The sequence below is a fragment of the Streptomyces sp. NPDC002076 genome (genome assembly GCF_053593835.1).
In genome coordinates, this window is sequence record NZ_JBSFDI010000002.1 from 428,629 (window position 1) to 440,673 (window position 12,045).

Consider the following 12,045-nt stretch of genomic DNA (forward strand, 5'->3'; position numbering starts at 1 on the left):
GTAGGCTAGATATTCATCGAATGGTGAATTAATGCTCTCGTGAAGGGCAGGACTGCCATGGAACAGACCACATGCTGTGTCGTGGGAGGCGGCCCCGCCGGCATGGTGCTCGCTCTGCTGCTGGCCCGGTCCGGGGTCCCGGTGACGGTGCTGGAGAAACACGGCGACTTCCTGCGCGACTTCCGCGGCGACACCGTCCACCCCTCCACCCTGGCGCTGCTGGACGACCTCGGTCTGGCCGAGCGCTTCGCCGAGCTGCCGCAACGGCGGGTCCGCACCGTCCAGCTGCCCATCGGACCCGACGGCGCGGCGGTCATGGTCGGGGACCTCTCGGTCCTGCCACGTCCTTACAACTACGTGGCGATGGTGCCCCAGTGGGACCTGCTGGACCTGCTCGCCGACGAGGCCCGGCGCGAGCCGTCCTTCGAGCTGCGGATGAACACGGAGGCCACCGACTTCCTGATCGAATCCGGACGGGTGAACGGGGTGCGCTACCGCACCGCCGACGGCGGCACGGGCGAGCTGCGCGCCCTGCTCACCGTCGCCTGCGACGGCCGCGGATCACTGGCCCGGTCCCGCCCGGAACTGCGTCTGCGCCGCTTCCCCTGCCCGATGGACGCCTGGTGGTTCCGGCTGCCGCGCCGGGACAGCGATCCGCAGGGGCTCTACGGCGCCGCCGGTGACCGCTTCCTGACCGCGATGATCGACCGTGGCGACTACTGGCAGTGCGCAGGGATCATCCCCAAGGGCACCGACGCACAGCGCCGCGCCGCCGGGCTCGACCGCTTCCTGGCCGACTTCACCGCGGCCGTCCCCTGGATCGCCGACCGCGCACACGCCCTGAGCTCATGGGACGATGTCAAGCTTCTCGACGTACGGCTGGACCGCCTGCGCCGCTGGCACCGCCCCGGCCTGCTGTGCATTGGCGACGCCGCGCACGCGATGTCCCCGATCTTCGGCATCGGCATCAACCTCGCGGTCCAGGACGCCGTGGCCGCCGCCCGCTACCTCACCGAGCCACTGCGCCGGGGCAGGGTGGCACCACGCGACGTACGCCGTCTGCAGCGCCGCCGTCGTCCTGCCACGGTCGTCACACAGACCCTCCAGCGGGTGGCCCACGCCCGCATCATCGCTCCCGTCCTGCAGGGCCGGCCGCCCCTCGGACGCGAGCAGCGGGCCCGGCGCATGGCACGCCTGCTCGCCGAGTCACGGTGGGTACGCCGGCTGCCCGCGTACTTCATCGGCTACGGCGCGCTCAAGGAACGGCCACCCGGATCGGCCGTCCACCGGGCGGGACCGGGCACCGCGGCGCCGCCCGGCGAGACGGACACGGCCGTGGAGGTGACCCCTTGAAACGGTCGCGACGGAAATTTTCGGGACGTCCTGTCCTCTCGGCGTCTTCTTGTTCGTCGTGAAGGTAGACAGGCAAGGACGACCGAGGAGGACACCATGAAGTACGTGCTGCTGCTGACCCGCGGCGCCTGGCAGGAAGAGGGCTCCGACCAGGAGCGCGGCGAGGTCTACGGCCGGCTCATGGAGTGGTTCAACAAGCACCGCGCCGACGGGACGATCGTCGACGCTCAGCAGCTCCGCGAACCCGAGACCGCGACGACGGTCGTGGTCGAGCAGGGCCGCTCCACCATGATCGACCGCCCGCTGCTGGAGGCCAAGGAGGCGATCGGCGGCTACGCGGTCGTCGAGGTACCCGACCTGGACGCCGCGCTGGAGCTGGCCGCGAGCTTCCCGGTGCCCGACGGCAAGGTGGAGGTGCGTCCGATTGTCGAGCGCTGACTCGGCAGGCGCCCGGGACACCCGGTCACTGATCGAGCGGGTCTTCCGCGAGGAGGCGGGCCGGCTGACCGCCAGCCTGGTCCGCCTCCTCGGCGACTTCGACCTGGCCGAGGAGATGGTCAGCGAGGCCGTCGTCGAGGCGCTGCGGCGCTGGCCGAGCGCCGGTCCGCCCAGCCGGCCCGGCGCCTGGCTGCTGACCTGCGCGCGCAACAAGGCCCTCGACCGTATCCGCCGCGAGGCCCGCTTCCAGGACCGGCTCCCGCAGCTCGCGGCCCGCATCGAGGCCCTGCCCGAAACGGCCGAGCGCGAGCCCGACGACCGCCTCCGGCTCATCTTCACCTGCTGCCACCCGGCGCTGGACCCGGACGCCCAGGTCGCGCTGACCCTGCGCGCCGTCGTGGGCCTGACGACAGCCGAGATCGCGCGGGCGTTCATGGTGCCCGAGGCCACCCTCGCCAAGCGGGTGACCCGGGCCAAGCGGAAGATCGCCACTGCCGGCATCCCCTATCGCGCACCCGAGCCGGAGGAGCGCGCCGGACGACTGCCCCAGGTCATGCGCGTGGTGTACCTCGTCTTCAACGAGGGCTGCTTCACCACCGGGGGAGACCAGGGAGACCCGGGGGTACGGCGGGAACTGGTGGACGACGCCGAATGGCTCGCCGGCCTCCTCGCCGGCTCACTGCCCCATGAGCCGGAACCCCTTGCCCTGCTGGCCCTGATCCGTCTGCACGCCGCCCGCTGGCCCGCCCGCCTGGACACCGGGGGACGGCTGATTCCGCTCGCCGACCAGGACCGTTCCCGATGGGACGCCCGGCGCATCCGCAGCGCCACCACACTCATCGAGCGGGCCGCCGCGCTCGGCAGGCCGGGCCCCTACCAGATCGAAGCCGCCATCGCCGCCGTGCACTGCGAGGCACCCAGCTGGAAAGACACCGACTGGCCTCAACTCCTGCGCCTGTATGACATGTTGCTGGCCGTCGACCCGTCACCGGTGGTACGCCTGAACCGCGCGATCGTGGTCAGCCACACCGACGGCCCCGCCATCGCACTGGCCCAAGTCGAGGCGCTCGGCGGCCAGTTGGGCCGTTACCACCTGTTCCATGCCACCCGGGCCGCACTCCTGCGCGACCTGGGCCGCGACGCGGAGGCCACCGAGGCCGACCGGCAGGCCCTCCGCCTCACCGCCAACCCCGCCGAACGCTCCCTGCTCACCGCCCGCCTGACGCAGGAGACGTGAGACGGGCTTCAGGGATGGATGCCGGTGACCGGTGGTCCGACTGCAGTGCTCAGGCGGTGCCGTCGACCTCCCGTACCAGCTCTATCGCCCTGGCAAGGGTGTCGAGCCGGGCTTGCAACGTCTCCCCGGCCGGGTACAGGCGCACGGTGTCCACCCCGGCGGCGCGCCATACCCGGAGCCGGTCGCGCACCATGGCTTCGGTACCGATCAGCGTCGTACCCAGGACCATCTCGTCGGTCACCAGCGCCGCCGCGCCGTCCCGGTCGCCGGCCTGCCATCGCTCGCGCACCTCGGCGGCGACCTCGGCCCAGCCCTGACGACTGTAGGCGTTGTTGTAGAAGTTGGTGGACGCCGAACCCATGCCGCCCAAGCTGAAGGCCAGTTCCTTCCTGCGTCGGGCGGTCATCGCGCCGAGGGCCTCCTCGTCAGGCGCGAAGGCGACCTCGGCGCCCTGGCAGACGTCCAGGTCTCCGCGAGTGCGGCCGCTGCGGGTCAGGCCGTCGTCGAGGTGGCTGAAGTAGGCGTCGCCCGCGCCTTCGGGCACGAAGCTGGTGCCCAGCCAGCCGTCGGCGACCTCCCCGGTGAGTCGCAGCATGGCCGGTGACAGGGCGGCCAGATACAGCGGGACCGGGTGCTCGGCGCGCATCGACAGCCGCATGGGGACCGCTTCGCCGCCGGGCAGCGGGATGGTGAACTCCGCCCCCGAATAGGAGAGTCTGCCGCCGTCCAGCAGCCGCCGGACGATCTCCACGGTTTCCCGCATACGGCGCAGGGGCCGGGCGAAGGGCACTCCGTGCAGTCCCTCCATGACCTGCGGGCCCGAGGCTCCCAGACCCAGCAGGAAGCGCCCACCGGAGAGATTGGACAGCGTGATGGCGGTCTGCGCGACGGCGGCCGGGGTGCGGGTGCCCAGCTGCATGACCCCCGACCCCAGCAGCATCCGGTCGGTGAGCGCGGCGTAGTGGCCCAGCGCGGAGGGGGCGTCGGAGCCCCAGGCCTCGGCGACCCAGCAGACGTCCAGGCCCAGCTTCTCCGCCTCGACGACGAAGTCCGCCTGCTCGGTCCAGCTCCCGCCGCCCGAGGCCTCGATGGTGGTGGCCGTGCGCATCACGCCTCCGCCTGCTTCTTGATGTGCCCAAGGGTCATGGTGATGCTCCGCTCGAACTCGCGCAGCCGTACGAACACGATCTTCTGCTCCTTGTCCGGCATCCGGTCGATCGCGACGGAGAGCCCGGAGCGTCCCGGGCCCAACTGCATCCACTGCGACAGTTCCGTCCCGCCGTTGCGGGGCCGAAGGCGGAAGCGCCAGATCGCGGAGGGGGTGGCGGGGTCCTGCACCGCCCAGGCGAGGACTCGTTCGGGTTCGCACTCGATGACATGCGATGTGGTGGACCACTCGCCGAACGCCTCGTGCCTGCTGTGGCCGACGAACCTGGCGCCCACCGTCGGCCCGTCGGCCCCGTCGAGCCATTGGACGGACTGGAGTTCCTCACTCATGGCCGGCATCAAGGCGATGTCGCTGACCAGCGCCCAGACCTGGTCCGATGGGGCGTCGATCCACGTACTCACTTCGACCGTGGGTTTGTCCGCGTAGCGCGCGCCCGTCCACTCCACGTCAACCGGCCTCCTCGCCGTCAGGGTGTGGTGTGGCATTTAGAGTTGCTTCATAAGACTTACCATGTCAAGAGTGCGATCGCGGCCCTCATCAGACCGCACCGAATCGGCGCCGCACATCGGGCCGGCGCTTGAGCCGCTCCGGATAGCCGGGTCCCATGCGCATCGACGTCTCCCCGGCCGCCAGGGGTCGTCGGCAGACGGAGCACACGACCTCGGCCGTGGTGTCGTGGTCACACGCATCGTGGTGGAACACCACCGGGACGCCCTCGGCACCGGCCAGCCATCGGTCGCCCCATCGGGACATCGTGGCCAGCACGGTGAAGAGGTCACGTCCCTTCTCCGTCAGGACGTAGTCGTAGCGCGGCGGTTCGGCCTCGTAGAGCCGCTTCTCCAGCACCCCCTCGTCCACCAGTCGGCGCAGCCGGTCGGTGAGGGTGTTGCGCGCGATGCCCAGTTCCTGCTGGAACTCGTCGAAGCGGCGGATGCCGTAGAACGCTTCCCGCACGACGAGGGGCGTCCATGGGTCACCCAGCAGGTCGAGGGTGCGCGCGATGGAGCACGGCCAGTTGGCGAAGGACGTTCGTCTCATGCGTCGATGGTAGTCAGTCTCACAAAGAGACTCGGCAGGATGCGGAAGTCGCACGCCGACGACGAGCGCTGGCCCATGTCGTGCGGCGGCGGTGCGGTGACCTGCGCCGCCGCTCATCTCCTGCCCCACCAGCACGGATTCCCCGAGGACGCCTTCGACGGCGTGAGCACCTCGCTCTCACCGCGTGCGGCCGTGAGTACGGTCACCCCGCCGGAGCGCTGCCCGTGTGACGTCGCCGAGTCCGCTCTCGGCCGGCTCAGCCGAGGGCCAGCCGCATGAGCGTCAGGTCGAGCCATCGGCCGAACTTGACGCCCACCTCCGGCACGGTACCGACGTGCCGGAACCCGAACCGCTCGTGCAGCCGGATCGACGCGGTGTTCCCGGCTTCGATGCCGGCGATCATGACATGGTGGCCGGACTCGCGCGCCGAGTCGATGAGCGCCGCCAGCAGCGCGGATCCGATACCGAGCCCGTGCCGGTCCGCACGGACGTAGACCGAGTCCTCGACCGTGTGGCGGTATCCGTCCAGTTCCCGCCAGGGGCCGTAGACGGCGAACCCGGCCACGTCACCTGCCGTCTCGGCCGCGAACGCCGAGCCCCGCTCCAGGTGGTTCGCGAGCCACGCGACGCTCTCGGGGGCGGACTGCGGGGTCTGTGTCCACAGAGCCGTGGAGTGCTCGATCGCGTGGTTTCGGATGGCCCGGATGGCTTCCGCGTCACCGGGCAGGGCCTTGCGGACGGTGACGGCCGGACGGCATATCTCGTATATTGGATTCATGTCCAACATAGTAGATCCCCTGGTGGGGCGGATCGCTGCCCGAGTCCGCACCGAACGCGAACGGCGCCGGTGGACCCTGGCCCAGCTCGCGGACGTCTCGGGTGTGTCGCAGGCCATGATCAGCCGCATCGAGCGCGGGGAGAGCAGCCCCACCGCCGTCGTCCTGGGCAAGCTGTCGGCCGCGTTCCAGCTCAGCGTCGCCTCTCTGCTGGCCCTGGCCGAAGGAACGCCGGACGACTCGCAGAGCGGGGCAGGTGTGCGCCGAGGGGCGGACACGGCCGAGTGGCGGGACCCTGGCACGGGTTACCGGCGCCGCCAGATCACCGGCCCGCGCTTTCCCGTCGAGGTCGCCGAGATCCGCCTGCCCGCGGGCGCCAAGGTGCCGTATCCGGCCGCCGCCTTCGCCTTCGTCCGACAGGTCGTCTGGGTCCTGGACGGCCACCTGACCTTCCACGACGGCGCCACAGTCCACGAACTCGACGCGGGGGACACCATCGAACTCGGCGAGCCCGCCGAGCGCGTCTTCGCCAACACCACCGACACGGAGTGCCGTTACGCGGTGATCCTCAGCCGCGGCACGCAGCCATGACCCGCCCACTTTCCCGGGGCGGCACGTTGCTCCTCGCCTCCGTAGCCGGTACGGCGATCGCGAACAACTACGCCGTCCAGCCCGCGCTCGCGGCCGTCGCCGCCGAACTGGGCGTCCCCCTCTCCGTCATCGGCCTCGTACCGACCGCCGCGCTCGCCGGCTGCATGACCGGCTTTGCGCTGCTGCTGCCCCTCACCGACCTCGTCGCCCCCAACCGCCTGGTGGCTGCCCAGCTCGCCGCCCTGGCCGCCGCCCTCACCCTCGCCGCCACGGCGGCCGGGCCGGTCGTGCTCCTGGCCGCGTATCTGCTCATCGGGGCTGCCGCCAGTGTCGCGGCCCAAGCAAGCAACATCGCGGGACGCCATGCCCCGCCCGGGCGCCGCGGAACCGGCGTGGCCACGGTGTCCGCCGGTATGTCGGCCGGCATCCTGCTCGGCCGCCTGGCGGGAGGAGCACTCACCGACGGCCTCGGATGGCGGCGCATGCTCCTGGTCTTCGCGACGCTCGCCCTGCTCGGCGCGATCGCCGCGGCCGCGCTGCTGCCCCGGGAACGGCCTTCCGCCGACCGCGGTTACCGCGCCGCTCTGATGTCATTGCATCCGTTGCCGCGCCAGTTCCCGAAGCTGCGCCGCGCGATGGCCATGGGCGGACTGTGGTACTTCGCCTTCAACGTCATCTGGGTCGCTCTCGTCCTCGCCCTGGCCGAGCCGCCGTTCTCCCTCGGTCCGACCGCCATCGGTCTGTACAGCCTGGCCGGGCTCCTGGGCTTGTGCGCACTCCCGCTCACCGGACGACTCGCCGACCGCTGCACCCCGGCCACGGTGATCACCGCCGGCATGGTGGCCGCTGCCGCCGGGACCGCGCTGTTGGCCGCCGGCCTGAACACCGCGCCGACCACCGCCCTCGGCCTCGCCCTCTTCGACGCCGGCTGTTTCGCCGCCCAGGCCGCCAACCTCAGCAGCGTCATCGCCCTCGACCCGCCCCGCTCCGGCAGCCTCACCAGCGTCTACCTCGTGCTCTACTTCATGGCCGGCGCCGTGGGCACCGCCCTCGCCGCGCCCCTGCTTGACACCCTCGGCCGGCAGGGAACCACTCTCACCGCCCTCACCGCGCTGCTCCTCGCCGCGGCCCTCGCGTTCGCGGACCTCAAGGCCGCGCCCACCCGCCGGACTCACCACAGCCATTCGCAAGCGCAGGAGCGCGAGGCAGCGGGCGGACCGACGTCCTGAAGAACTCCCGGACCGTTCCATGGCGCAGATCCAGTCCGCGCCCGTGCACGGGTCGGTCGGAGTGCCGCCGCGGCGCTGTGCGGGTTCTTCGCGGTGCGGGCCAGGTGCGGGGGCGGTGACGGCGTGCCGATCGTCGCGCGGGGGCGTAGCGTCCCCATAGGAGCGGGCGGGTGCAGCCGGCGCGCCAACCCGCGCAGCCCGGTCGGAGGCCCCTCCGCGTGACGTTCCAGGAGTCGCGGCTGCCGAGCTGGAGGCGCCTTGTGACCAGTGCTCCTGCTGGGGCAGCGGAGCGGAGGCCCTGGATGCCGCGTTCGCCGACGCCGTGCGCCGGACGGGCGCGTCCATCGGCGGTCTGTACCTGCTCAGCCCCGATGAGGAGCAGCTTTTCCTGGACGTGCTGTACGGGGCGCCGGCCGAGTTCGCGGCGCCGTGGGTGAGGATTCCGATGACCGCTCCGGCGCCGGTGGCCGATGCGGTGCGCGAGGATCGCCTGGTGTGGGTGGCCCAGGAGGAGACGGCCTGTCGCTATCCGCGCACCGCGATGGCGCTGCCGCACCCGCTCGCGATCGCCGCGGCACCGGTCACCGGTGTGCGCCGGTATGGACATCGGCGGGGACTTCTACGACCTCGTCACGCTCGGCGCCACGGCCGTCGGGGCCGTCATCGGTGACGTCCAGGGACACGACGCGGCGGCGGCTCTCATGGGGCAGGCCCGCACCGCCGTCCACGCCCACTCGGCGCTCGGCGCCCCGGACCGGGTGCTCTCCGCGACCAACCGGCTCCTCACGGATCCCGGCGCCGACCTGTTCACCAGTTCCAGGCGGACGACCGGGACCTGGACGCCCTCATCGACACCCTCGCCGGGGCAACGGGCACCTACCGGCTGCGCACCGACGACATCGCCCTGCTCGTCCTGCACTTCCTGGGGCACCGGTGAGGTCCGTCCGACGCGGCGCCGGTGCGGGCCGCCGGATGCGCCCGGCCGAGGTGCCTCAGGTCGACTCCCGTACCACCAGTTGGCACGGCACCGTGTGCACCCCGGGTGTCGCGTCTGCGTCGATCGCCTCGAGCAGGCGCAGCGCCGCGATCCGCCCGATCTCGGCGAGGTTCATGTCGATCGTGGTGAGCGGCGGGCGGCTCGCCAGTGCCATGGTGTCCCAGTTGTCGTAGCCGACGACGGCGATGTCACCGGGGACGTCCACACCGCGTTCGCGCAGGGTGTCGGCCACGCCCCGGGCGATCTGGTCGTTGCCGCAGAAGAACGCGTCCGTGTCGGGGGCCGTACGCAGCACCGCGTCGGCGGCGCGCCGGCCCCAGGCCTCGCTCCACTCGCCGAAGTGGACCCGGCCCGTCGACAGGCCGAGTGCGGCGGCCTCCAGGTGCGACACTGCGTGGCGGGCGCGGTCGCGGGCGGCGGCGTGGTGCTCGGGGCCGGTGACGTGGGCGATGCGGGTACGGCCGGTGGCCAGCAGGTGTTCCATCGCCAGCCGGGCGCCGCCCCGGTCGTCGGAGACCACGGAGGTGTCCCCGGGGCTGGTGGAGGGGGACAGCGCGTAGACCACCGGGATCGACTCCAGCCCCGTGACACCCGTCAACGGCGCACGCGGGTCCGTGCGGCGGCCGGTGACGATGATGCCGTCCACCCGGCGGTCCAGCAGGTTGCGCAGATGGTGCTGTTCCCGGATCGCGTCGCCACGCGTGTCGCACAGGAGCACGGAGATCTTCCCGGCGCCGAGCGCGTCCTCGGCACCGAGCAGCACGGGCGTGCTGAACCGGCCGATGCCGTCGGTCGTCACGAGACCGACCGTCCAGCTGCGGCCGGTGTGCAGGCTCTGCGCCTGCGGGTTGGGACGGAAACCGAGAGCCGCCACCGCGTCCAGCACCCGCTGGCGGGTCTCGGGACGCATCCGGCCACCACCGCTGAGCGCCTTGGACGCCGTGCCCACACTGACGCCCGCCAGCGCGGCGACATCGGCGAGCCGGGCCCGGCCGGCGGGAGGAGAGCCAGGAGCAGCGGTCACGGGCAAACCTTTTCCTAGGTGATGTCGTCGATCAATATCCTGACAGCCGAAGGGCTGCAGTTCCAGTCTGCGTCGCAAAAGCCGTGCATGCGGCACCAGCCTGCAGGCAAACGGAAAAGTGCTGCCGCGCCTCTTGACCGTGCCAAGCCGTGGCCCTCTACTCTCACGTTGAGAAAACGGTTGCTCAAAGTTGCATCCCCGCACTTCGGACGCCACCGCCGTACGCCACCCATCCCGGAGAGCCATGCCCAGCTCACACCCTGCCCTGCCGTCGGCGGGCCCTGTCCGTCCCGGACCGGACGCCCGTGCCGCGCTGCGCCCCGCTGTCGCCGGCATCGACGCGGGTTTCTGGCGCACCCGCCGCGAGGTCAACGCCCACACCTCCATCCCGCAGGGACCCGACCTGCTGGAGTCCGCGGGAAACCTGCACAACCTGCGACTCGCGGCGCCCGCGCCGCAGGCACTGCCGGACGCGGCGGCCGAGAGCGAGTTCCGCGGCGCCTACCCGTTCGTCGACACCGACGTCTACAAGTGGCTGGAGGCCGCCTCCTGGCAGCTCGCCCACGGCGGGCAGGAGGACCTCGCGGCGCACGTCGACCGGATCACCGCTCTCGTCGCCGCGGCCCAGCAGCCCGACGGCTATCTCAACACCTGGTTCCAGCTCCGGGAGAAGGGCAAGCGCTACGAGGACCTGCGCTGGGGCCACGAGCTGTACTGCGCGGGGCATCTCATCCAGGCCGCCGTCGCCCACCACCGCAGCACCGGCCGCGGCGAACTCCTCGACGTGGCCGTGAGGTTCGCCGACCACATCGACTCCGTCTTCGGCCCGCCCGGCAGCGGCAAGCCCCTCGACGGCATCGACGGCCACCCCGAGATCGAGACCGCCCTGGTCGAGCTGTACCGGGAGACCGGTGAGCGCCGCTATCTCGATCTCGCCGGCTACTTCGTCGACCGGCACGGCCACGGTCTGCTCGGCGGCGAGGCCTACTGCCAGGACCGCGTGCCGCTGCGCGAGGCCACCACCGTCGAGGGCCACGCCGTACGGCAGCTCTATCTGCTGGCGGCCGCCGCCGATCTGGCCACCGAGACCGGGGACGCCGAACTGCGCACCGCCGCCGAGCGGTTGTGGCAGGCGATGACCACCACCAAGACCCACCTCACCGGCGGACTCGGCGCCCACCACGACCGGGAGGACTTCGGCGACCCGTACGAGCTGCCCAACGAGCGTGCCTACTGCGAGACCTGCGCCGCCATCGCCTCGGTCCAGTGGAGCTGGCGCATGGCCCTGCTGACCGGCGAGGCCCGCTACTCCGACCTGGTCGAACGCACCCTCTACAACGGCTTTCTGGCCGGGGTGTCGCTGGACGGGGAGCGCTGGCTGTACGTCAACCCGCTCCAGGTCCGCGACGGCCACACCGACCCCGGAGGCGACCAGTCGGCCCGCCGCACCCGCTGGTTCCGCTGCGCCTGCTGCCCGCCCAACGCCATGCGCCTGCTGGCAAGCCTTGAGCACTACCTCGCCACGAGCGACGAGGGCGGCCTGCAGATCCACCAGTACGTCAGCGGCCGGTACGCCGGCGGACCGTACGCCGTCCGTGCCGAGACCGACTACCCGTGGCACGGCACGATCGCCCTCACCGTCGACGAGGGTCCGGCCGACCGCCCCTGGACGCTCTCCCTGCGCGTCCCGCAGTGGTGCCGCGAGTTCCGGATCCGGTGCGGGGACCGGACGTACGACCAGACCGACGCCCCGGTCACCGACGGCTGGCTGCGGCTGGAGCGCACCTGGCAGCCCGGCGACCGGATCGTCCTGGAGCTCGGCCTCGAGCCCCGGCTCACCGCGGCGGACCCCCGGGTGGACGCCGTACGCGGCTGCCTGGCGATCGAACGCGGCCCGCTCGTGTACTGCGTGGAGCAGGTCGACCACCCGGGCGGCGGACTGGACGACATCGTCCTCGACACCAGCCGCCCCCTCGCCGTGAAGCACCGCCCCGATCTGCTGGGCGGTGTCACCACCGTCGTGGCCGCCGGCCGCCGGCGGCACATCCCCGACGCGGGCTGGTGGCCGTACACCTCCGCCGCCGCGCCGCAGGGCGGCGAGCCCGTCGAACTCATCGCCATCCCCTACTACGCCTGGGCCAACCGCGAGGACGGCGGCATGCGCGTCTGGCTGCCCACCTCCTGAAGACCGCTT

13 protein-coding genes and 1 pseudogene are annotated in these 12,045 nt (G+C 71.9%); 9 read left to right on the forward strand and 5 right to left on the reverse strand.

The annotated features are described in order from the left end of the window. The first annotated feature begins 57 nt into the window (after positions 1 to 57). The 3 genes from ACWCQS_RS06215 to ACWCQS_RS06225 all read left to right on the forward strand — a co-directional run bounded on the left by ACWCQS_RS06215 (position 58) and on the right by ACWCQS_RS06225 (position 3,028). On the forward strand, positions 58 to 1,353 hold the full coding sequence (locus ACWCQS_RS06215) for an FAD-dependent oxidoreductase (protein ID WP_451003346.1): 1,296 nt from the start codon (positions 58 to 60) through the stop codon (positions 1,351 to 1,353). A 96-nt stretch (positions 1,354 to 1,449) separates the two neighbouring features. Beyond that, positions 1,450 to 1,791, forward strand: coding sequence for a YciI family protein (locus ACWCQS_RS06220; protein WP_451003347.1), 342 nt, complete (start codon positions 1,450 to 1,452; stop codon positions 1,789 to 1,791). After that, positions 1,778 to 3,028: an RNA polymerase sigma factor gene (locus tag ACWCQS_RS06225; protein WP_451003348.1), complete on the forward strand. Its 1,251-nt coding sequence runs from the start codon at positions 1,778 to 1,780 to the stop codon at positions 3,026 to 3,028. The genes ACWCQS_RS06220 and ACWCQS_RS06225 overlap by 14 nt, the downstream gene beginning before the upstream one ends. Positions 3,029 to 3,077: 49 nt before the next feature. On the opposite strand, the gene ACWCQS_RS06230 is transcribed toward ACWCQS_RS06225, so the two are convergent. The 3 genes from ACWCQS_RS06230 to ACWCQS_RS06240 form a co-directional block, all read right to left on the reverse strand. Further along, positions 3,078 to 4,136 carry an LLM class flavin-dependent oxidoreductase gene (locus ACWCQS_RS06230; protein WP_451003349.1) on the reverse strand — a complete coding sequence of 353 codons (1,059 nt, stop codon included), beginning with the start codon at positions 4,134 to 4,136 and terminating at the stop codon, positions 3,078 to 3,080. Next, positions 4,136 to 4,642 (reverse strand): SRPBCC family protein, encoded by a 507-nt coding sequence (locus tag ACWCQS_RS06235; RefSeq protein WP_451003350.1) that lies wholly within the window; start codon positions 4,640 to 4,642, stop codon positions 4,136 to 4,138. Before ACWCQS_RS06235 ends, ACWCQS_RS06230 begins: the two co-directional genes overlap by 1 nt. 91 nt (positions 4,643 to 4,733) lie before the next feature. Further along, positions 4,734 to 5,234, reverse strand: a complete 501-nt coding sequence (locus ACWCQS_RS06240) for a winged helix-turn-helix transcriptional regulator (protein WP_451003351.1) — start codon at positions 5,232 to 5,234, stop codon at positions 4,734 to 4,736. 39 nt (positions 5,235 to 5,273) lie between these two features. Between ACWCQS_RS06240 and ACWCQS_RS06245 the strand changes: the two genes are divergently transcribed. Continuing rightward, positions 5,274 to 5,513 carry a hypothetical protein gene (locus tag ACWCQS_RS06245; RefSeq protein ID WP_451003352.1) on the forward strand — a complete coding sequence of 80 codons (240 nt, stop codon included), beginning with the start codon at positions 5,274 to 5,276 and terminating at the stop codon, positions 5,511 to 5,513. On the opposite strand, the gene ACWCQS_RS06250 is transcribed toward ACWCQS_RS06245, so the two are convergent. Further along, positions 5,491 to 6,012, reverse strand: coding sequence for an N-acetyltransferase family protein (locus ACWCQS_RS06250; protein ID WP_451003353.1), 522 nt, complete (start codon positions 6,010 to 6,012; stop codon positions 5,491 to 5,493). The genes ACWCQS_RS06245 and ACWCQS_RS06250 overlap by 23 nt on opposite strands. On the opposite strand from ACWCQS_RS06250, the gene ACWCQS_RS06255 reads away from it, so the two are divergent. From ACWCQS_RS06255 to ACWCQS_RS06270, 4 genes and pseudogenes are all read left to right on the forward strand, one after another. Beyond that, positions 6,011 to 6,601 carry a helix-turn-helix domain-containing protein gene (locus ACWCQS_RS06255; protein WP_451003354.1) on the forward strand — a complete coding sequence of 197 codons (591 nt, stop codon included), beginning with the start codon at positions 6,011 to 6,013 and terminating at the stop codon, positions 6,599 to 6,601. The genes ACWCQS_RS06250 and ACWCQS_RS06255 overlap by 2 nt on opposite strands. After that, positions 6,598 to 7,830 carry an MFS transporter gene (locus tag ACWCQS_RS06260; RefSeq protein ID WP_451003355.1) on the forward strand — a complete coding sequence of 411 codons (1,233 nt, stop codon included), beginning with the start codon at positions 6,598 to 6,600 and terminating at the stop codon, positions 7,828 to 7,830. Before ACWCQS_RS06255 ends, ACWCQS_RS06260 begins: the two co-directional genes overlap by 4 nt. Before the next feature lie 322 nt (positions 7,831 to 8,152). After that, on the forward strand, positions 8,153 to 8,500 hold the full coding sequence (locus ACWCQS_RS06265) for a hypothetical protein (protein ID WP_451003356.1): 348 nt from the start codon (positions 8,153 to 8,155) through the stop codon (positions 8,498 to 8,500). Continuing rightward, positions 8,415 to 8,645 (forward strand): annotated as a pseudogene (locus tag ACWCQS_RS06270) (SpoIIE family protein phosphatase); the annotation flags it as partial. The gene ACWCQS_RS06265 and the pseudogene ACWCQS_RS06270, both read left to right, overlap by 86 nt. A 177-nt stretch (positions 8,646 to 8,822) precedes the next feature. Here the strand turns inward: ACWCQS_RS06270 and ACWCQS_RS06275 are convergent. Continuing rightward, on the reverse strand, positions 8,823 to 9,851 hold the full coding sequence (locus tag ACWCQS_RS06275) for a LacI family DNA-binding transcriptional regulator (protein ID WP_451003357.1): 1,029 nt from the start codon (positions 9,849 to 9,851) through the stop codon (positions 8,823 to 8,825). A 244-nt stretch (positions 9,852 to 10,095) separates the two neighbouring features. On the opposite strand from ACWCQS_RS06275, the gene ACWCQS_RS06280 reads away from it, so the two are divergent. Continuing rightward, positions 10,096 to 12,036 carry a glycoside hydrolase family 127 protein gene (locus tag ACWCQS_RS06280; RefSeq protein WP_451003358.1) on the forward strand — a complete coding sequence of 647 codons (1,941 nt, stop codon included), beginning with the start codon at positions 10,096 to 10,098 and terminating at the stop codon, positions 12,034 to 12,036. Positions 12,037 to 12,045 lie beyond the last annotated feature (9 nt).